Here is a 20,676-nt window from a genome sequence, read left to right as displayed (position 1 = left end):
TAGGAGGCACACCCTAGGCTGGACGCATGCGCTTGGCCACCTGGAACGTCAACTCCATCCGCACCCGCGTCACCCGCACCGTCGAGTTCGCCGTCCGTGAAGACATCGACGTGCTCGCGATGCAGGAGGTGAAGTGCAAGCCGGAGCAGTTCCCGTATGCACCGTTCGAGGAGGCCGGCTACCACGTCGAGGTGCACGGCCTGAATCAGTGGAACGGCGTCGCGATCGCGAGCCGGCTGCCCGTGACCGACGTGCGCACCGCCTTCGACGGCATGCCCGGGTTCGCGAAGGGCCACGAGGGCCCGGATGCCCCGCAGGAGGCGCGCGCTCTGGGCGTCATGGTCGACGGCGTGCGCGTCTGGAGCCTGTACGTGCCCAACGGCCGCTCGCTCGATGACCCGCACTATGTCTACAAACTGCATTGGCTCGAGCAGCTCAAGCGGTCCACGGCGGCCGAGCTGTCGGCGAACCCCGACCTCCCGCTCGCCCTCGTCGGCGACTTCAACATCATCCCGTTCGACCATGACAACGGCGATCCCGACATCGTGGTCGGCCGGTCCACCCACGTGTCCCCCGCCGAGCGCGACGCGTTCTTCGCCCTGACCGACGCGGGGGTGACCGATGTGGTGCGTCCGCTGCTCCCCGAGGGCTACACCTACTGGGACTACCAGCGGCTGAAGTTCCCGCGCAACGAGGGCATCCGCATCGACTTCATCCTCGGCTCGAAGACGTTCGCCGATGCCGTCACCGGCGCGTCGATCCACCGCAACGAGCGCAAGGGCGAGCAGCCCAGCGACCACGTGCCCGTGGTGGTCGATGTGGACTTCGGCGGCAACGACGCCGACGACGACCTGCCGATGATCTTCTCCTGACCCTTCGACAGGCTCAGGCCCTTCGACAGGCTCAGGGACCCATCGCATGGCAGACTCAGGGACCCATTCCGTGCGGCTGATCGCGACCGACCTCGACGGCACGCTGCTCGACAGCGCATCCGCGGTGTCGCCGCGCACCCGTGCGGCGATCGATGCCGCGCGGGACGCCGGTGTCGCGGTGGTGCCGGTCACCGCCCGCCAGCCCATCGGCCTTCGCGTGATCGCCGCCGACGCCGGATTCGACGGGTGGGCGCTGTGCGGCAACGGCGCGTACGCGACGCATCTCGCCGAGGGCCGCATGCTGTTCGCCGAGGAGCTGCCGCCCGCGACCCTTCGCACTCTCGCCGACGCGCTGCGCGCCAGCGTTCCCGGCCTGCTCTTCGCGAGCGTACGGGAGGGCGGCGAGACGTTCATCGCACAGCACGGCTACGCGGCGATCGCGCAGCTGTCCGACCACAAGCGCGACCCCGCGACGATGGGCGGCGTCCCGCTGGACGAGGTGCTGGCCGCGCCGACGCTCAAACTCGTGATCCGGCACCCCGAGCTCGCGCCCGCCGCACTCTTCGAGACCCTGCGGTCCCTCGGGCTCACCGGCTTCGAGGCTACGCTGTCCGGCGCCCCGTTCGTCGAGGTCATGGCGCAGGGCGTCACGAAGGCCACGGGACTCGCGCGCCTCTGCACCCACCTCGGCATCGATCGCTCCGACGTCGTGGCGTTCGGAGACGCCCTCAACGATGTCGAGATGCTCCGCTGGGCCGGTCACGGCGTGGCGATGGCGCACGCGGAACCCGTCGTGCAGGAGGCCGCGGACGAGACCACCGCGACCAACGACGAGGACGGCGTGGCCCGCGTGATCGAGCGCCTGCTCGGCTATCGGGCTATCGCCTCTAGGGCGAATACCTGACAAATCGATTCACCCGACATCACCATGTCAGCGTTGTGCCACCGCTACTGCAGAAGTGCGCCGACGAGAGTGAAGACGCCGAAGCCGATGAAGAATATCCCGACGATGAGCATCCTCATCGGCGTCCTCCCGGGCGGCATCGCATCATCAGCTAACGGCTCCCCGTACATCCTCTCCACGCCGTGATGGAAGATCTGGGAAACAGACCTGCGGAAGAGCATCAGGGCAAGCCCGATCACGATCAGTATCGGTCCAATCACTGACTCAGCAGACACGTGCAGTCCCGGGAGCGAAGCTCATAGGTGGTGCCATCGGAGAACTGCTACCCCGCACACGCCGTGCGGCAGCATCCTCCGCTTCATCCCGCGATGGACTGAAGTCAACGAAGGTCTCGTCACAGAACGGTTCGCGAAGCTCGGACCAGTCGGAGCCCGAGAACCGTCCTGCCCCAGGCAGGAAGACCGCTTCTCCGTCGACGCTACGAACGTGAAGTACACCGTCGTCGTCCACCTCCCAACGCGCATCGCCAGCATCTCCCTCGCTGGCGTCAGCGACACAAAGCCGGGCGTCAGCAGACGTCTCGATGTGCCCCAATGAGATTCCCGACAGCTGGGCAGTTCCGTCCTCGTAGAGCTCGATGGTTGTGTTGGCGGCATCCGGGACGTCTGGGTCCTTCGATCGCTGCCAGCTGATCGGGAACTCGAACTGATCGCCGGGCCCCGGTGTCTTCGTGAGAGCAGGAATGACCAAGACCGCGCATATCACCACGAGGAAGATGGCCACCCCCGCCCCCACTACTCCCCACAGCACGGTTTTATTCACTTGCACGCGATCTCTCCACAGTGCTTCAGAATGAAGTTGTAGTACTGAGTACTGGATCGTATTGCACTCGGCGCTCTTCATGTCGCTTCATACTTCCGACCTTCGCCGTCGTGTCCGTTCGCCCGGTTCTGGTCCGGCCGCGCGTCGACGCGCGGCAGTCGGAGACCGAGGAGCGCCACGGCCCCGGCTCCCGCCGTGAGCGCCGCGATGACGCCGATTCCGACCGCCGGCACCGTCGCCGTCGCCACGGCCCCGGCGACCAACGGGCCACCCGCGTCGCCCAGCTCCCGGCCCAGCTCCGCACTGCCCATCGTGCGTCCCATGCGTTCCGCGGGCGTCGATGCCGCCAAGTGCGAGAACGCCACCGGCGTCGCCAGGCCCACCCCGGCGCCGACCAGCACGCCCGTGACGCACAGCACGATCGGCGTCACCCACAGCGCGGTGAGCCCGATGCCGAGGCCGATCAGGAGCAGCCCGCCGACGGCCCCGAGACGGACGGAGAGCCGACCGCGGTCGTGCGCCGCGCCGACGAACGGCTGCACGATGCTCGACACGATCGCCAGCACCGTGACGATCGCCATGCTGCCCACCGTGCCGAGCCCGGCCTGTCGCCCGAGCAGCGGGAGGAATCCCACGGCCACGGCGAGCGCACCGGTCGTGGCCGCCAGCACGAGGGTCGGGACGAGGAACCCCGGGGCGAGGAGCTCCCGGCCGAGGTCGACGAGGGTCACCCGCTTCCGGGGCAGCACCGGCACGGCGGGGACGGCGAGGAGCACCCATCCGGCTGCCGCGAGTCCGAGCACGGCGAGGGCCCAGAACAGTGCAGGGATCCCTCCCACGACCACGAGCACCGCGCCGAGCAGCGGGCCGAGGGCGTAGCCGAGACTCTTCCAGGAGCCGTAGCGCCCGAAGTACCGGCCACGCGACGCCTCGTCCGTCAACCGCGCCACCGCAGCGGACGAGGCCGGCGAGAACGCGGAGGCCGCGGCTCCCTGGCCGAAGCGCGCGATCACGAGACCGACCATGCCGGGGGCCAGAGCTCCGACGACCGAGAACGCGGTGAAGGCCAGCAGCCCGCCGACGATCACCGGCCGCACGCCGACCCGGTCGCTGAGGGCACCGAAGAGCGGTTTCAGCAACACCTCGGCGAGGTCGTACAGCGCGAGCGTGAAACCGAACGCCAGCAGCGTCCAGCCGATGTCCTCGGTCTCGGCGCCGAGGGCCGCGGCGATGCCGTGCGCGCCGAACGCGGTGGTGAACCCGGCGAGGTAGAGCGGTGCCAGGCGCGGGCGCGGCGAGGAGGTCACACCTGATCCTGGCAGACGTACCGCCCGCGTCCGTCGCACGGGGGATGCCGCGCGACAGCCCCCGCCCTACGGTGGAGGGATGGCCTTCACCCGGACGCCGACCCTGCGCGACCAGCGCGGCGACCTCCTCCTCGCGCTCGTCCTCTTCGTCGGCGCGATCCTCAGCGCGGCGCTCTCCTCCATCGCCCAGGTCTACGGCGACGAGCAGGCTCCGCTGTGGACCGCGCTCGTCTACGCCGTCGTCGTGGCGGCGCCGCTCGGGTTCCGCCGACGCTGGCCCGGCACCGTGGCCGTCGTGGTGTCGCTGGCCTACTTCACGGCTGTGACGATCCGGGTGCCGGAGATCTACGTCGGCAACATCGCGATGTTCATCGCGCTCTACACGGTCGGCGCCTGGATGAACGATCGCCGGAAGGCCCTCGTCGTCCGCGTCGCCATCATCGTCGGCATGTTCGTGTGGCTCCTCATCACCATGTACCGCGACGCCATCAGCGAGGCCGACAAGGCGGACGTCGTCGCCGGGGCCATGTCGCCCTACGTGGCGTTCATGCTCATCCAGATCCTCCTCAACGCCCTGTACTTCGGCGGTGCCTATTACTTCGGCGAACGCTCCTGGGCGGCAGCCGAGCAGCGCACCGTGCTGGAAGAGCGCACCCGCGAACTGGAGCGCGAGCGCGAGGTCACGGCCGCGCAGGCAGTGGCCCTCGATCGGGTGCGGATCGCCAGGGAGCTGCACGACGTCGTCGCCCACCACGTGTCGGTGATGGGCGTGCAGGCGGGCGCCGCGCGCCTCGTGCTCGAGAGCGATCCCGCCCAGTCGGCGCGCATCCTCTCCGGGATCGAGTCCTCCGCGCGGGACGCGATCCAGGAACTGCGCCAGCTGCTGGAGACGCTGCGCACTCCCGGCGGCGATACGACCGAGTCGGCGTCGACCGTCTCCCTCGACGACATCGCGGCGCTCGCGCAGGCATCGACCGAGGCGGGTCTCCCCACCGCGTACACCGTGATCGGCGATCCGGTGCCCGTTCCCTCGCTCGTCGCCGTGAACCTGTACCGGATCGCACAGGAATCGCTGACCAACGCCCGTCGGCACGCCGGACCGGGGGCGACCGCGGACGTGCGCGTGCGCTACGACGACGACGGCGTGGAGGTCGAGGTCGTGAACACCGGCCGCGCCATCGCCCAGCTGCGACCCGGTCTCGGACAGCTCGGGATGCGCGAGCGCGCGGCGGCCTCCGGCGGCACCGTCGAGGTCACTCCGCGCGTCGCCGGGGGTCTGCGGGTCCGGGCGCGGGTGCCGCTCGGCACGGCCGTGCCGGAGGGCGCACGATGACCGCGCCGATCCGGGTGCTCCTCGTCGACGACCACGCCCTCCTCCGCGCGGGATTCCGCACGATCCTCGACACCCAGCCCGACATCGCCGTCGTGGGCGAGGCCTCGACGGGAGCCGAGGCGGTCGCGCAGGCCGCCGCGCTGCGCCCTGACGTCATCACGATGGACGTGCAGATGCCCGATATGGACGGGATCGAGGCGACGCGCCGCCTCGTCGCCGACCCGTCGGTGGGCGCCGCGATCGCGATCGTGACGACGTTCGACCGCGACGACTATCTCTATCAGGCGCTCGAAGCCGGCGCGAGCGGATTCCTCCTCAAGAACGCGGGCGCCGAGGATCTCATCTCCGCGGTGCGCGCTCTCGCGGCCGGGGACGGCATGCTGGCACCCGAGGTGACCCGCCGCGTCCTCACCCGCTTCGCCGGAGCGACCCCGGAAGCCGGCGCCGCTCCCGCCCGCGCGGTGGCGAAAGCGCCCGCGACGGCCGTACTCGCGGAGCCGCTGACCGAGCGGGAGGCCGAGGTGCTGACCCTGCTCGCCGACGCCCGCAGCAACGCCGAGATCGCTCGGGCTCTGTTCATCGGCGAGGCCACCGTGAAGACCCATGTCTCGCGCATCCTCCAGAAGCTCGGCGCCAGGGACCGCGTGCAGGCCGTCGTGCTCGCGCATCGGATGGGGCTGGCCTGACCGGAGGCGGACCGCTCCCCCGCGATACTCTCGGAGCCATGCCCGCCGCCGTCCCCGTAACCCGTCCGATCGTCGCCGGGATCGTCACGGCGCTGGTCGGGTTCACGAGCTCCTTCGCGGTGGTGCTCACGGGGCTCGACGCCGTGGGCGCGTCGGCGGCGCAGGCGGCCAGCGGACTCCTCGCCGTGAGCCTCGCGATGGGGCTCGCCTGCATCGTGCTGGCCTGGCGCTACCGGATGCCGATCACGGCCGCGTGGTCCACCCCCGGTGCTGCCCTGCTCGTGGCGACCGGCAGCGTCGAGGGCGGCTGGCCCGCCGCCGTCGGAGCCTTCCTCGTGACGGCGTCCCTCATCCTCCTCACGGCGCTCTGGCCCGCACTCGGTGCTCTGATTGCCCGGATCCCGCCGTCGATCGCCCAGGCCATGCTGGCAGGGGTGCTGCTGCCGCTCTGCCTCGCGCCGATCACCGGGATCGTCGCGAACCCGTGGGGTGTGCTCCCGGTCGTGCTGACCTGGCTGGTCTTCGCCCGTCTGGCTCACCGGTGGGCTGTGCCGCTCGCATTCGTCGCCGCGGCTGCGGTGGTCGCCGTCACGCTGGTCACTGCGGGCACACCGGTCGACCCGGCTGTCCTCCTGCCGCGGTTCGAGCTGACGATGCCGGCCTTCACGGTCGGGGCCCTGGTCGGCATCGCGCTGCCGCTGTTCATCGTGACCATGGCGTCGCAGAACGTGCCGGGTATCGCGATCATGCGCAGCTTCGGCTACGAGGTCCCGTGGCGTCCGGCGATGCTCGTGACCGGTCTCGGCACGGCGCTCGGCGCTCCGGCGGGCGGTCATGCGATCAACCTCGCCGCCATCAGCGCGGCCCTCGCCGCGTCCCCCGACGCCGACCCCGACCCCAGCCGGCGCTGGCTCGCCGGTGTCTCGACCGGAGCGTCCTACCTCGTGCTGGGCGCGTTCTCCGCCGCCTTCGCCACGCTCGTCGTGCTCGCCCCGACGGCGGTGATCCCGGCGGTCGCGGGGCTGGCGCTGTTCGGCGCCTTCGGCGCGGCCGTCCAGCAGGCGATCGACGACCCCGGTGAGCGGCTCCCCGCGGTCGTCACGTTTCTCGTCGCCGCCTCCGGCATCGCGGTGCTCGGGGTGAGTGCGGCGTTCTGGGCGTTGGTCGCCGGCCTGCTCGTGCGCACGGTGCTGCACGCCGGCCGTCCGCCCCGCGGCTGATCCGTCGCAGTCCCCCCTGCGGGGGATGCCCCGCCCCGCCCGCGCTCAATAGCGTGAAGATCATGCGGATCACCTTCGGACGGAGCACCACGACATGACAACCGGACTGCTGGAACTCTCCGGCATCACCAAGAGCTACGGCAGCCGCCGGGTGCTGGACGACGTGTCGTTCACGGTCGCGCCGGGCCGCCTCACCGGCTTCGTCGGCGGCAACGGCGCCGGCAAGACCACGACCATGCGCATCATCCTCGGCCTGCTGTCGTCGGACGGCGGACGGGTCGACCTCGACGGGGCGCCCCTCACCACCAGCGACCGCCGCCGCTTCGGCTACATGCCCGAGGAGCGCGGCCTGTATCCGAAGATGAAGGTCCTGGAGCAGATCGTCTACCTCGCGCGCCTGCACGGATTCAGCAAGCCGGAGGCGACGGAGCGGGCGACCGCGCTGCTCACGGAGCTCGGGCTCGGCGAGCGCCTCGACGACACGATCGAGTCGCTGTCGCTCGGCAACCAGCAGCGCGCGCAGATCGCCGCGTCGCTCGTGCACGACCCCGAGGTGCTGATCCTCGACGAGCCCTTCTCCGGCCTGGACCCCCTCGCGGTTGACGTCGTCGCCGGGGTCCTGCAGGCCAGCGCGGCCCGCGGCGCCTCGATCCTCTTCTCCTCGCACCAGCTCGACGTGGTCGAGCGTCTCTGCGACGATCTCGTCATCCTCGCCGGAGGCACCATCCGGGCGGCCGGATCCCGGGACGGCCTCCGCGCCGAGCACGCCCGCGATCGGTACGAGCTGGTCTCCGCGGGGGACGCCGGGTGGCTGCGCACCGAGCCCGGGGTCACGGTCGTCGACTTCGAGGGCGGCTACGCGCTCTTCGACGCGGACGGCCCCGACACCGCGCAGCGTGTGCTGCAGTCGGCGGTCGCGCGCGGCGACGTCGCGAGCTTCGCACCCAAGCACCCCTCCCTCGCCCAGATCTTCAAGGAGGTCATCCAGTGAACGCCTCGACCCCCGCACGGAACGGGATCTGGCTGGTCGCCGAGCGGGAGATCGGCTCCAAGCTCCGCAGCAAGGCGTTCCTGATCTCGACCGGCATCCTGCTGCTCATCGCCCTCGCCGGCGTGCTGTTCGGCGGCTTCGCGAGCCAGAACAACGACGCCATGCCGGTGGCCGTGACCTCGAAGACCGCGGGCGCCGTGTCCGCCCTGCCCGACGTCGAGGTGACCGAGGTCGCCTCCCGCGCCGAGGCCGAGGAGCTGGTCCGCGAGGGCGACGTCGATGCGGCGGTGCTCGCGGGCGACAACGCCGCGGGCTACACGATCGTCGCCCTGGAGGATGCCCCCGGGTCGCTCGTGTCCGGGCTGTCGCTCTCGCCCGAGGTCGTCATCCTCGAGCCGGTGACCACCAACCCGCTGCTGCGCTACTTCATCGCGATCGCGTTCGGGCTCGTCTTCATGATGGCCGCGGCCACGTTCGGCGGCACTATCGCCCAGAGCGTGGTCGAGGAGAAGCAGACCAGGGTGGTCGAGGTGCTGCTGTCGGCGATCCCCGCGCGCACCCTGCTCGCCGGCAAGGTCATCGGCAACACGGTGCTCGCGATGGGGCAGATCCTCGCCCTCGCGGCCGTCGCCACCATCGGCCTCATTGTGACGGGTCAACGCGAGGTTCTGACCACCCTCGGCGCCCCCATCATCTGGTTCGCGGTGTTCTTCCTCTTCGGGTTCATCCTGCTCGCGGCGATGTTCGCGGCGGCCGCCTCCATGGTCTCCCGTCAGGAGGACATCGGCTCGACGACGACCCCCATCACGATGCTCATCATGGCGCCGTACGTGCTGGTGATCGTGTTCAACGACAACCCGTTGGTGCTGACGATCATGTCGTACGTGCCGTTCTCGGCTCCGGTCGGAATGCCGATGCGTCTCTTCGTCGGTGAGGCGCAGTGGTGGGAGCCGCTGCTGAGCCTCGCGATCCTCCTGGCGAGCTGCGTCGCGGCGATCGTCGTCGGCGCGAAGATCTACGAGAACTCCCTGCTCCGGATGGGCTCGCGGGTGAAGCTCTCCGAGGCTCTGCGCGGCTGATCCCGAGACCCCGCTTTCGCGCCGAGACCCCCTGCTGCACGCGCGTGCAGCAGGGGGTCTCGACGTGTAGCCGGGGTCTCGGCGTCAGAGGATGCCCTCCGAGAGCGTGGTGGGGTTGCCGAAGCGGTGGTTGGTGATCGACACGGCCTGCTCGTGCAGGAACGGGAGCATCTCCACCCGGCCCGCTCCGGTCACGGCGTGCGACCAGACCGCGACGTCGGGGCTGCCGTCGAGGGCCGTGTGCAGCGCGCCGGCGTCGCCGCCCACGAGCCGCACCCGCTGCCACGACCGGGCCCCCTTTGCGTAGCGCTTGGTCCACGCGGCATCGGACTCGGTCTTCACGGTCACGCCCTGGGTCTTGAGCGCCTTCTCCACGCGGGACGGCAGCGACGCGGCCGACACGGTGAACGGGCTGCCGCTGCGCAGGGCAGCGGCGAGCACCCGGACCCCCTCGGCGAGCGGCGCGTCCTCGGCGATGCGGACGTCGACGGCCACGGGACGGTACCGGAACACGTTGCGCTCGACGCCGAGTCCGGACTTGTCGCTCACGGCGCCGAACTCGTCGGTCCACGCGCGCTCGTCGGCGGCCGCGGCACGGCGCAGCCACTCGATGCCCAGCGGGTCGAGCTCGGGTGCGGCGGCCTCCAGCAGCCCGGTCACCGCGGGGGTCACCGCCGCCCCCGGAGCCGCGGCGGGCAGCTCGCCCGCACGCCACTCGCCCAGACCGAAGAGGTAGTTCGGACCGCCGGCCTTGGCCCCGGCGCCCACGGCCGAGCGCTTCCAGCCGCCGAAGGGCTGGCGCTGCACGATGGCGCCGGTGATGCCTCGGTTCACGTACAGGTTGCCCGCTTCGACGCGGTCCAGCCAGGTCGCGACCTCGGCGGAGTCCAGCGAGTGCAGCCCCGCGGTGAGGCCGTAGTCGACCGCGTTCTGCAGCCGGATGGCCTCGTCGAGGTCCTTCGCGTGCATGATGCCGAGCACGGGTCCGAAGAACTCGGTGAGGTGGAAGTACGAGCCCTCGCGCACGCCGGTCTTCACCCCCGGTGTCCACTGCTTCCCCTCGTCATCGAGCTTCCGGGGCTCGACCAGCCAGCGCTCGCCCTTGTCGAGAGTGGTGAGCGCGGTGAGGAGCTTGCCGTTCGCGGGCTCGATGATCGGCCCCATCTGCGTGGCGGGGTCGTCGGGAAGCCCGACGCGCATCGAGGTGACCGCGTCCACGAGCTGCCGCTCGAAGCGCTTCGAGTCCGCCACCGACCCGACGAGGATCGCCAGGGACGCGGCCGAGCACTTCTGACCGGCGTGGCCGAACGCGCTGCGGGCGACGTCGGCGGCGGCGAGGTCGAGGTCGGCCGACGGCGTCACGATGATCGCGTTCTTGCCGCTGGTCTCGGCGAGCAGCGGCAGGTCGGCCCGGAAGGAGCGGAACAGCTGTGCGGTCTCGTAGGCCCCGGTGAGGATGACCCGGTCGACCTGGGGGCTCGCCACCAGGCGGGTGCCCAGGTCGCGGGAGGCGAGGTCGACGAGGGCGAGCAGATCGCGCGGGACGCCCGCGGCCCACAGCGCCTCGACCATCACGGCGCCGCACCGCTGGGTGAGCTTGGCGGGCTTGATGATCACGCCGGATCCGGAGGCGAGGCCGGCCAGCACACCGCCGGCGGGGATCGCCACGGGGAAGTTCCACGGCGGCGTGACCACGGTCACCTTCGACGGCACGAACTCGGCGCCGGGGATGGCCTTGAGATCCTTCGCGCGCTCGGCGTAGTAGTGCGCGAAGTCGATCGCCTCGCTGACCTCGGGGTCGGCCTCGGCGATGGTCTTGCCTGCTTCGTGCGCCATGATCTCCAGCAGCTCGCCGCGGCGGGCGGCGAGCTCGTCGCCCGCGCGGTGCAGGACGGCGGCGCGCTCGGCGGCGGGAAGCGCTGCCCATTTCTCTGCGGCGGACGTGGCGGCCGCGAACACGGCGTCCAGCTCGGCGTCGGTCTCGATGCGGGCCGCGGCGATCGCGTCCCGGCCGAGCGTCGAGGAGACCGAGCGCTGCAGGATCTCCCGGCCCCACGCGCGGTTCGCGGCGAGCGCGGGATCGGTGTCGGGCTCGTTCGCGAAGCCGTCCGTCGTGGCGGCGGGGCGCGGAGCCGTGCGGTCCTGCGTGCGGTTCGGGCCCGGCACCGACGGGTCGGCGACGAGCGCGGCGAGCGAGCGCTCGAAGCGCTCCCGCTCGCGGTGTGAGCAGGGTCGGGTTCGAGGCCAGCTCGAACACGGCCGACATGAAGTTCTCGGGGCTCGCGTTCTCCTCGAGGCGCCGCACGAGGTAGGCGATGGCGACGTCGAACTCCGCCGGGTTCACGACCGGCGTGTAGAGCAGGAGACGGCCGACGTCCTTGCGGACGGCCTCGGCCTGCCCGGTCGCCATGCCGAGCAGCATCTCGTACTCCACGAGGGCGCCCTTCTGCCCCTGGGTCCCTGAGGCCGCGCTCCCCTGGGTCCCTGAGCCTGTCGAAGGGCCGGTCACACCACGGGCCTTCGCCAGCAACCACGTGTACGCGATGTCGAAGAGGTTGTGACCGGCGACGCCGATACGCACGGCGTCGAGCCGCTCGGGGGTCATCGCCCAGTCGAGCACGCGCTTATAGTTCGTGTCGGAGTCCTGCTTGGCGCCGTAGGTCGCGAGCGGCCAGCCGTGCACCTTCGCGTCGACCTCCTCCATCGCGAGGTTCGCGCCCTTGACGACGCGCACCTTGATCGGCGCTCCGCCCTTGGCGCGGCGCGCGGCCGCCCACTCCTGGAGCCGCTGCATGGCGCCGAGCGCGTCGGGGAGATACGCCTGCAGCACGATGCCCGCCTCGAGGTCCTCCAGGCCCGGCTGGTCGAGGATGCTCGTGAAGGCCGCGATCGTCAGGTCGAGGTCGCGGTACTCCTCCATGTCGAGGTTGATGAACTTCTGCGTCCCGGTGCGGGCCCCCTTCGCCTCGGCCTTCGCCGCGAGCCGGTACAGCGGGTGAGCTTCTCCACGACATCGGCGACGGCCTCGTCGAACGACCACATGGAGAGCTGACTGACGACGCTCGAGACCTTGATCGAGACGTAGTCGACGTCCGGGCGGGCGAGGAAGTCGTACGTGCCCTGCAGTCGGCGGCCCGCCTCGCGCTCGCCGAGCACGGCCTCGCCGAGGAGGTTGAGGTTCAGACGGTTGCCGGTCTTGCGGAGCTTGGCGATGGCCGGGCCGAGCTTGGACGGCGTCGCGTCGAGCACGAGGTGGCCGACCATGGCCCGCAGCACGCGCCGCGAGATCGGGACGACGACGTTCGGGAGCTTCGGCGCCCAGAACCCGCCGGCCTTGATGGCGGCCCGGAGGTAGCCGGGCAGCAGCGTGGGCGTGATGTCCGACAGCTCGGCGAGCTTGCGGCCGGCGACCCGCAGGTCCTCCGGACGCATGACGCCGTCGACGAAGCCGACGGTGAAGTCCAGTCCGTTCGGGTCCTTGAGCACCTCGGAGAGGCGCTGGGCGGCCGGCTCGACCGGGTGGGTCTCGCTCTCGGCGAGCCAGCGCTGCACGAGCGCGGCGACCTCTTCGGTGCGGGGGGTGGTGTCGTCGATGACGGTCATGGGGCGGGGGTACCTTCCTCGGCCTCGCACACCCGGGTGTCGTGTGCGGCTGGATCATTGTCCAGCCGCTCGGTAGGCTCCGTCTATCAACCGATTCGAGTGGATTCTGTTCACTCATCCCGAACGATTGGGAGCCGTCGTGCTGGACGCCCACCGCCTGCGTCTGCTCGTGGAACTGTCGCGCCGCGGCACGCTCTCCGCGGTGGCCGACGCGCTGTCCTACAGCAAGGCCTCCGTGTCCCAGCAGCTCGCCGCGTTGGAGCGCGATGTCGGAGTGCCACTGCTGCGTCGGGTCGGTCGCGGGGTGCAGTTCACGCCGCAGGGGAACGTGCTGGTCGCCGAGGCCATCGGCATCCTCGATCAGCTCGAGCACGCCCAGGTCGCCGTCGCCGAGTCGCTCACCGAGGTGACCGGCACCGTGCGCCTCGCGGTGTTCCAGTCCACCGCGCACTCCTTGCTGCCCCGCGCCCTCGCGGCCCTCGGCGAGCGCCACCCCGCCCTGCGCGTCGAGGTGACCGAGCGCGACCCGGAATCCGGCCTCGTGGGCGTCTCCAGCCGCGACTACGACCTCATCCTCGCCGAGCAGTATCCGGGGCGCACACGCCCCATCCACGCCGACCTCGACCGTGTCGTGCTCGCCCACGACGCCATCGCCCTCGCCCGGCGCCCCGGAGCTGCGGGAGCTGCCGACCCCGTCGCCGCCCTGTGGGCCACCCGCGCGGAGCCGTGGGTGCTCGAGCCTGCCGGCACGGCGTCCCGCGCGTGGGCCGAGCAGCTCTGTCGCACCGCCGGGTTCGAGCCGGACGTGCGTTTCGAGCTCGCCGACCTCACCGCGCACGTCCGGCTCATCCACGCCGGGCTCGCGGTGGGGCTCCTCCCCGAGCTCGTGTGGGCGGGCGACACCCCGACGGTCGACCTCGCCCCGCTCCCGCAGGAACCGCGCCGGGAGATCTTCTCCTCCGCGCGGCGGGTGTCCGCGGACGCCCCCTCGATCCGCGCCGTCCGCGCCGCGCTCGCCGACGCCGCCTCCCGCAACCTCCTGGATTGACGCGAACCGACCTCCGGGAATATGCATGCACATGCATCGGTTCATCCCCCGTGTACGCGGACGACGGTGTCCGATCCCCTCCGTCCGAAAGGCACTTCCGTGAGCACTCCCGTCATCGACCGCACCGCCCCGACCGAGCACCCCGTCCTCGACGTCCTCGCCGGCCGCTGGAGCCCCCGCGCGTACGACGCGCAGCATCCGATCGACGAGGCCAAGCTCGCCACCGCGCTCGAGGCCGCCCGCTGGAGCCCCTCCGCCAACAACATCCAGCCGTGGCGCTTCATCGTCGCCCGCCGCGGCACCGCCCTGCACGCCCAGATCGTCGACGCGCTCATGGGCTTCAACCAGGCCTGGGCCGGCAACGCGGCCGTGCTCGTCGTCGCGATCGCCGAGACCGCGACCGCCGACGGCACGCCGATCAGCCACGCGTTCTACGACCTCGGCCAGGCCGTGGCGCACTTCTCCGTGCAGGCCCACCACGACGGCCTCGTCGTGCACCAGATGAGCGGCTTCGACCCCGAGGTCGTCCGCGAGTTCGCCGACCTGGAGGCGCGCTTCACCCCCGCCACCGTCATCGCCGTCGGCGAGTTCGGCGACATCGAGGCCCTGCCGGAGGTGCTGCAGGAGCGCGAGGTCGCCCCGCGCGTGCGTCGTCCGATCGCGGAGACGGTCGTCCTCAGCGCCTGAGCATCGACACACGAAAGGCCCGGTATGCGTCGCGCATACCGGGCCTTCTCGCTATGTGCCGGTCGGGATCAGTCGTCGAGCAGCTCCGCCTCGATCACGTCGTCGTCCTCGACCTCCGGCTCGGGGGTCGTCGCCGTGAGCACGAGGCCCGTACCGTCGGCCGCCACGTCCACGCGGACGGTGTCGCCGTCGTGCACGCCACCCGAGAGGAGGGCGGTCGCGAGCTTGTTCTGCACCTCGGTCTGGATGAGGCGACGCAGCGGGCGGGCGCCGAACACCGGGTCGTAACCGCGCTCGGCCAGCCACGACCGCGCCCCAGGAGTGACCGCCAGCGTGAGGCGACGGTCGCGCAGCCGGTCGTGAAGCTGGTCGACCGACAGCTCCACGATCTGCGCGAGGTCGTCCTCGGTGAGCGCCTGGAACATCACGATGTCATCGAGACGGTTCAGGAACTCGGGCCGGAACGCCTGGCGCACGAGCGCCATCACCTGCTCCCGCTTCTCCTCCACGGAGAGCACGGGGTCGATGAGGATCGGCGAGCCCAGGTTGGAGGTCAGGATGAGGATCACGTTCGAGAAGTCGACCGTGCGCCCCTGCCCGTCGGTCAGCCGCCCGTCGTCGAGCACCTGCAGCAGCACGTCGAACACCTCGGGGTGCGCCTTCTCGACCTCGTCGAGCAGGATCACGCTGTAGGGACGACGCCGCACGGCCTCGGTGAGCTGACCGCCCTGCTCGTAGCCGACATACCCGGGAGGGGCGCCGACGAGCCGGGAGACCGAGTGCTTCTCGCCGTATTCCGACATGTCGATGCGCACCATGGCGTGCTCGTCGTCGAAGAGGAACTGCGCGAGCGCCTTGGCCAGCTCGGTCTTGCCGACACCGGTCGGTCCGAGGAAGAGGAACGAGCCCGTGGGACGACCGGGATCGCTGATGCCCGCGCGCGAGCGGCGCACGGCGTCGGACACCGCCTTGACGGCATCCTTCTGGCCGATGAGGCGCTTGCCGAGCTCGTTCTCCAGGTGCAGCAGCTTCTCGCTCTCCCCCTGCAGCAGCCGCCCGACCGGGATGCCCGTCCAGGCCGCGATTACGGCCGCGATGTCCTCCTCGGTGACCTTCTCGTTCACCATGCGCGGCTCGCTCGAGGCGGTGGCCTCGGCCTGCTCCGCCTCCGCGATGTCGCGCTCCAGGCGCTTGATCGTCTCGTACTCGAGCTTCGACGCCTTCGTGTAGTCGGCGTTGCGCATGGCGAGGTCGCGCTGGGTGATCGCGTCGTCGAGCTGCTTCTTCAGCTCACCGACGCGGTTGAGACCCTGCCGTTCCCGCGCCCACCGGGCTTCGAGTCCGGCGAGCTCCTTCTCGAGTTCGACGAGGTTCTCGCGCAGGGTGGCCGAGACGCTCCTTGGACGCGGCGTCCTTCTCCCGCTTGAGCGCGAGCTCCTCCAGCTTCAGCCGGTCGACCTGGCGCTTGAGCTGGTCGATCTCGACCGGAGAGGAGTCGATCTCCATCTTCAGGCGCGACATCGACTCGTCGATCAGGTCGATGGCCTTGTCCGGAAGCTGCCGCGCGGGCAGGTAGCGGTTGGACAGCGACGCCGCGGCCACGAGGGCGCTGTCGGAGATGGTCACCCCGTGGTGCGCCTCGTAGCGGCCCTTGAGCCCGCGGAGGATCGCGATCGTGTCCTCGACGGTCGGTTCGCCGACGTACACCTGCTGGAAGCGGCGCTCGAGGGCGGCGTCCTTCTCGATGAACTCGCGGTACTCGTTGAGCGTGGTGGCGCCGATGAGCCGCAGCTCGCCGCGGGCCAGCATCGGCTTGAGCATGTTCGACGCCGCGACCGAGCCCTCGCCGCCGCCCGCACCCATGAGCACGTGCAGCTCGTCGATGAACGTGATGACCTGGCCGTCCGACTCGGTGATCTCCTTGAGGACCTGCTTCAGGCGCTCCTCGAACTGGCCGCGGTACATGGCGCCCGCGACGAGGGCGGAGATGTCGAGCGAGACGAGCTCCTTGTCCTTGAGGGACTCCGCGACGTCGCCCGCGACGATGCGCTGCGCGAGCCCTTCGACCACCGCCGTCTTGCCGACGCCGGGCTCGCCGATCAGCACCGGGTTGTTCTTGGTGCGACGAGTGAGCACCTGGCTGACACGCCGGATCTCACTGTCCCGTCCGATGACGGGGTCGAGCTTGCCCTCGCGGGCGCGGTCGGTCAGGTTGATGCCGAACTGCTCGAGGGCGGACTGCTGTTCCTGGTTCGGGGATCCGGTCTGCGGGGTGGTCATGCGCTCCTCCTGGAGATGCTCCTTCTGAAAGTTGAGTTTGGTTGACTCAAGTTTAGCATTCGGCGGTGCGCGACTCCACCGCCCCTCACCTCTCGCGGGCGACCTCGTCCCAGACGGCCGCCGCCACCTCGCGCTTGCTCCCCGCCGCGGTCCGCGCCACGACCCCGCCGGGCCCGAGTATGTGCACGGCGTTCTCGCCGCGCTCGAACCCCTGCTCCCAGCCGACCTCGTTCACCACCAGCAGGTCGACCCCCTTGCGCTCCTGCTTGCCGCGGGCGCGGGCGAGCATCTCCGCCTCATCCTCGGGCGTCTCCGCCGCGAACGCGACGATGAGCTGTCCCGCGCCTCGCTTCTCGGACTGAGCGCGGCGAACGATGTCCTCGTTCTCGACGAGCTCGATGGTGCCGACCCCGCCGCGGTCCTTGGTGAGCTTGCGCGCGGAGACCTCGACCGGTCGATAGTCGGCCACGGCCGCCGCCATCAGCACGACGTCGGCCGCCGCGGATTCCTCCTTCATCGCCGCGGACAGCTCCGCGGCCGTGCCGACCCGGACGATCCGGACGTGCGGGTGGCGGGCCTCCGCGAGCACGTCCCCGGAGACGTTCGCCGCGACGAGCGCCACCTCCGCGCCGCGCGCCGCCGCCTCCGCCGCGAGCGCGACCCCCTGGCGCCCGCTGCTCCGGTTGCGAGGGAAGCGCACCGGATCGATGGGCTCCCGCGTCCCGCCTGCCGAGACGACGACCCGCACGCCTGCCAGGTCGCCGGTTGTCAGCAGCGCCTGGGCCGCCGCCAGGATCTCCTCCGGCTCGACCATGCGACCGGGTCCGCTGTCACCGCCGGCCAGCTCGCCGTCGGCCGGTCCGACCACGTGCACGCCGCGTTCCCGGAGCGTCGCCATGTTCGCCTGCGTGGCCGCGTTCCGCCACATCTCCGCGTGCATCGCGGGCGCGACGAGCACGGGCGCCTCGGTCGCGAGCAGCGTCGTGCCGAGGAGGTCGTCGGCCAGCCCCGCGGCCATCTTCGCGAGCGAGTTCGCCGTCGCCGGGGCGATCACGATGAGTCCGCTCCCTGGCCCAGGGCGACGTGCCGCACACGGGCGACGTCCTCATGCACGCTCGTCGTCACCGGGTGCCGACTCAGGGCCTCCCAGGTCGGCAGGCCCACGAAGCGCAGCGCGTCCTCGGTGGGCACCACGGTCACATCATGACCGGCCTTCGTGAGCAGGCGCACGAGGTGCACCGTCTTGTACGCGGCGATGCCCGCCCGTGACTCCGACGACGATGTTCACGCCTCGATTCTGCCCCAGGGTCCGGACGCTAGGGTCATCGCGCACGGATTCGTCGCGGGTCCCGCCCGCCTCGACCGACCCTAGACTCGGAAGCGTGTGCACGGTGGTGATCGATGTCGAGGTCGCGGGATCCGCGCGGCTGCTGGCCGTCCGCGACGAGGACCCGGCTCGGGAGTGGGACGCCCTGGGCGAGTGGTGGCCCGAGGAGTATCCGGGGGTGATCGGCATCCGTGACCGGCGGGCCGGTGGGGCCTGGCTCGCCGTGAACCCCGTGGAACGACGCCTCGCCGTGCTCCTCAACCGTGCCGATGTGCAGGACCTCTCCGCGACCGCGGCGGTCTCCCGCGGCACCCTTCCGCTCGCCGCGGTCACCGGTCGCTCCCCGCAGGTGCGCCGCCGATGCACGGCTTCAACCTGCTCGAAGTGGGGCCGGACGGCGCCCGGGTGCTCTCCTGGGACGGTGCCGAGCTGCGGGAGACACCCATCGAGCCCGGGACGCACATGATCGCCCACGACGACCTCGACGACGAGGAGACCCCGCGCATCGCCGCCTGGCTCCCGGAGTTCGCGCGCTGGGTCCCGCCGCGGCGAGCGCCGACTGGGCGACCGAGTGGACCGCGCTCCTCGGAGCTTCGGCCGCCCTGCCCCCGGAAGACGACCGCGCCATCATTCGCGACAACCGCCCGCACGGCTACCCGACGCAGTCCCTCCTCTACGCGGTCGCCACGGTCACGCCCACCGGGGTCGACGTCCGCGACGTCACCCTCCCCTCCCCCGCCCACTGGGCACTGACCCCTCCTCGCTTCCCGATCCCGTCCCACCCCGCCCCGCGATCCCGCGCGGGATCAAAAACGCACCTCCCAGCCCCTTCTGCGGAGCCATTCTGATCCCGCCCGCCCGTCACTTCTCGCGCGGGATCAAAAAACGCACCCGGTCTGCCATTCCGCGGAGCCATTCTGATCCCGCGTCGATGCAGCTAGCCTGCCGGCCGCACCGACGAGATCCACTGCGGAGTGCACGACGCCCGCCCCGGGGCGGCTCGGGCCGGAGTGGGGCGCAACGGAGCGGACGGAAAGAGCTCCCGAATGCCACCCCCGCGCGCGCAGTCTTGATCCCGCTCGACAGACGCGGAAGCGGAACGGAAGCCGCTCCGGACGCGGCTCACTCCAGCGCGTTCTTGATCCCGAACGGCAGCGGAGAACGGACGCGGCTGGTGGCGGGACGGAAACGGCCCCGGGGACGGTCCACGCCCGCGCGTTCTTGATCCCGAACGGCAGCGGAGAACGGACGCGGGACGGACGCGGCTGGTTAGCGCTACGGAAAAGGCCCCGGGGACGGTCCCCGCCCCGCGCGTTCTTGATCCCGCAAGGCACCGGGGACGGACGCGGGGACGGACGTGGGGGACGGAAAACGCCCCGGACACGGTCCGCTAGCGGGCGCTATCAATCCCGCACGTTGGCGGGGGCCGTTGCGGGCCCGCGGGACGGGTCCGGCGCGGGCGCAGCGCGAGGGGACGAGGGTCAGGCAGCGGGGGCGGTGGCGCAGGAGAAGCGGGCGCGGTAGGCGGTGGGGGTCACGCCCAGCACGCGGGCGAAGTTCTGCCGCAGGACGGCCGCGGAACCGAAGCCGCAGTCGGTCGCGATGTGCTCGAGCGGAAGGTCGGTGCGCTCGAGGAGACGCTGGGCCTGGATGATCCGCTGCCGCCCGAGCCACGCGGCGGGGGTCGCCCCGTACTCGGCTTTGAAGCGGCGCGCGAAGGTCCGCGGCGACATGAGCGCCCGCGCCGCGAGCTGGTCGACCGTCAACTCGTCACGGAGGTTCTCCACCGCCCAGTCGGCCACCGCGGCGAGCGAGTCCGTGGGTGCGACCGGGATGGGCCGATCGATGAACTGCGCCTGACCCCCGTCGCGCTGCGGCGGCACGACCATCCGACGCGCGATCCGGTTGGTGATCTCCGCCCCGAGCTCCTGTCGCAGCAGGTGCAGGCAGGCGTCGATGCCCGCGGCAGTGCCCGCGCTGGTGATGATGCGGCCGTCCTGGACGAAGAGCACGTCAGGATCGATGTCGATGTCGGGGTACATGTCCGCCATCGTGTGCGCGTACATCCAGTGCGTCGTGGCGCGCCGCCCGTCCAGCACTCCGGCCGCCGCGAGGATGAACGAGCCGCTGCACACGCTCATCACCCAGGCTCCGCGCGCCACCGCTTCGCGGGCGACCTCGACGAGGAGCGGATCGATGTCGCCCCAAGTCTCCCGGGGCACCGGGCAGAACACGACGAGGTCGGCCTCCGCGGCGAAGGACAGATCATGCTCCACGTTGATGGAGAAGCCGATCTTGGAGCGCACGACCCCGGGCCGTGGGGCGACGATGCGGAAGTCGAAGTTCGGCACCCCGTCGGACGACCGGTCCAGACCGAACGCCTCGCAGGCGACCCCGAACTCGAACGGTGCGAAGCCGTCCTGCACCACGCACGCGACGGTCTTCATCACATCTCCCGGAATGGCAGTTTTCCTACGAACAGTGCCCGATCCGCCACTCGTGGCAGCATAACACCGA

14 protein-coding genes and 3 pseudogenes are annotated in these 20,676 nt (G+C 71.1%); 10 read left to right on the top strand and 7 right to left on the bottom strand.

All coding sequences use genetic code 11. The features are described 5' to 3' along the window. Positions 1 to 26: 26 nt before the first annotated feature. Both AB1285_RS00085 and AB1285_RS00080 read left to right on the top strand, forming a co-directional pair. Entirely contained in the window at positions 27 to 872 is an 846-nt protein-coding gene (locus AB1285_RS00085; RefSeq protein WP_363446294.1) for an exodeoxyribonuclease III, read from the top strand. Positions 873 to 918: 46 nt separating this feature from the next. Beyond that, on the top strand, positions 919 to 1,776 hold the full coding sequence (locus AB1285_RS00080; protein ID WP_370428980.1) for a Cof-type HAD-IIB family hydrolase: 858 nt from the start codon (positions 919 to 921) through the stop codon (positions 1,774 to 1,776). Between the two features lie 44 nt (positions 1,777 to 1,820). On the opposite strand, the gene AB1285_RS00075 is transcribed toward AB1285_RS00080, so the two are convergent. From AB1285_RS00075 to AB1285_RS00065, 3 genes are read right to left on the bottom strand one after another with little or no spacing between them, the layout of a single operon-like run. After that, entirely contained in the window at positions 1,821 to 2,015 is a 195-nt protein-coding gene (locus AB1285_RS00075) for a hypothetical protein (RefSeq protein WP_429977407.1), read from the bottom strand. 25 nt (positions 2,016 to 2,040) lie between these two features. Then, positions 2,041 to 2,679, bottom strand: a complete 639-nt coding sequence (locus AB1285_RS00070; protein WP_370428978.1) for a hypothetical protein — start codon at positions 2,677 to 2,679, stop codon at positions 2,041 to 2,043. Next, positions 2,676 to 3,905: an MFS transporter gene (locus AB1285_RS00065; protein WP_370428977.1), complete on the bottom strand. Its 1,230-nt coding sequence runs from the start codon at positions 3,903 to 3,905 to the stop codon at positions 2,676 to 2,678. The genes AB1285_RS00070 and AB1285_RS00065 overlap by 4 nt, the downstream gene beginning before the upstream one ends. 79 nt (positions 3,906 to 3,984) lie before the next feature. Between AB1285_RS00065 and AB1285_RS00060 the strand changes: the two genes are divergently transcribed. From AB1285_RS00060 to AB1285_RS00040, 5 genes are all read left to right on the top strand, one after another. After that, on the top strand, positions 3,985 to 5,238 hold the full coding sequence (locus tag AB1285_RS00060; RefSeq protein ID WP_259953838.1) for a sensor histidine kinase: 1,254 nt from the start codon (positions 3,985 to 3,987) through the stop codon (positions 5,236 to 5,238). After that, a complete protein-coding gene (locus AB1285_RS00055) occupies positions 5,235 to 5,924 on the top strand; it encodes a response regulator (RefSeq protein WP_259953832.1) in 690 nt (229 codons plus the stop codon). The genes AB1285_RS00060 and AB1285_RS00055 overlap by 4 nt, the downstream gene beginning before the upstream one ends. A gap of 38 nt (positions 5,925 to 5,962) precedes the next feature. Continuing rightward, positions 5,963 to 7,144, top strand: coding sequence for a benzoate/H(+) symporter BenE family transporter (locus tag AB1285_RS00050; RefSeq protein WP_370428976.1), 1,182 nt, complete (start codon positions 5,963 to 5,965; stop codon positions 7,142 to 7,144). 106 nt (positions 7,145 to 7,250) lie between these two features. Further along, positions 7,251 to 8,135 (top strand): ABC transporter ATP-binding protein, encoded by an 885-nt coding sequence (locus AB1285_RS00045; RefSeq protein WP_187664243.1) that lies wholly within the window; start codon positions 7,251 to 7,253, stop codon positions 8,133 to 8,135. Then, on the top strand, positions 8,132 to 9,214 hold the full coding sequence (locus AB1285_RS00040; RefSeq protein ID WP_370428975.1) for an ABC transporter permease: 1,083 nt from the start codon (positions 8,132 to 8,134) through the stop codon (positions 9,212 to 9,214). The genes AB1285_RS00045 and AB1285_RS00040 overlap by 4 nt, the downstream gene beginning before the upstream one ends. An 84-nt stretch (positions 9,215 to 9,298) precedes the next feature. Here AB1285_RS00040 and AB1285_RS00035 read toward each other — a convergent pair. Then, a pseudogene (locus tag AB1285_RS00035) lies at positions 9,299 to 12,817 on the bottom strand (bifunctional proline dehydrogenase/L-glutamate gamma-semialdehyde dehydrogenase). A gap of 139 nt (positions 12,818 to 12,956) precedes the next feature. Here AB1285_RS00035 and AB1285_RS00030 point away from each other — a divergent pair. Continuing rightward, the gene (locus AB1285_RS00030) at positions 12,957 to 13,865 is read left to right on the top strand and encodes a LysR family transcriptional regulator (protein WP_259953824.1); all 909 of its coding nucleotides are present in this window, start codon (positions 12,957 to 12,959) and stop codon (positions 13,863 to 13,865) included. A 99-nt stretch (positions 13,866 to 13,964) separates the two neighbouring features. Beyond that, entirely contained in the window at positions 13,965 to 14,552 is a 588-nt protein-coding gene (locus tag AB1285_RS00025; RefSeq protein WP_187662611.1) for a nitroreductase family protein, read from the top strand. A 68-nt stretch (positions 14,553 to 14,620) separates the two neighbouring features. Here the strand turns inward: AB1285_RS00025 and AB1285_RS00020 are convergent. Then, positions 14,621 to 16,832: pseudogene (locus tag AB1285_RS00020) on the bottom strand (ATP-dependent Clp protease ATP-binding subunit). An 85-nt stretch (positions 16,833 to 16,917) separates the two neighbouring features. Further along, positions 16,918 to 18,120, bottom strand: a pseudogene (gene coaBC, locus AB1285_RS00015) (bifunctional phosphopantothenoylcysteine decarboxylase/phosphopantothenate--cysteine ligase CoaBC). A 94-nt stretch (positions 18,121 to 18,214) separates the two neighbouring features. Here coaBC and AB1285_RS00010 point away from each other — a divergent pair. After that, entirely contained in the window at positions 18,215 to 18,625 is a 411-nt protein-coding gene (locus AB1285_RS00010; RefSeq protein WP_429977406.1) for an NRDE family protein, read from the top strand. A gap of 1,015 nt (positions 18,626 to 19,640) precedes the next feature. On the opposite strand, the gene AB1285_RS00005 is transcribed toward AB1285_RS00010, so the two are convergent. Then, positions 19,641 to 20,606, bottom strand: coding sequence for a GlxA family transcriptional regulator (locus AB1285_RS00005; protein WP_315636526.1), 966 nt, complete (start codon positions 20,604 to 20,606; stop codon positions 19,641 to 19,643). Positions 20,607 to 20,676 lie beyond the last annotated feature (70 nt).

The organism is Microbacterium sp. NRRL B-14842 (genome assembly GCF_050470785.1).
Note: the sequence above shows the minus strand (reverse complement) of the source record. Positions and strands in the feature narration are given on the sequence as shown.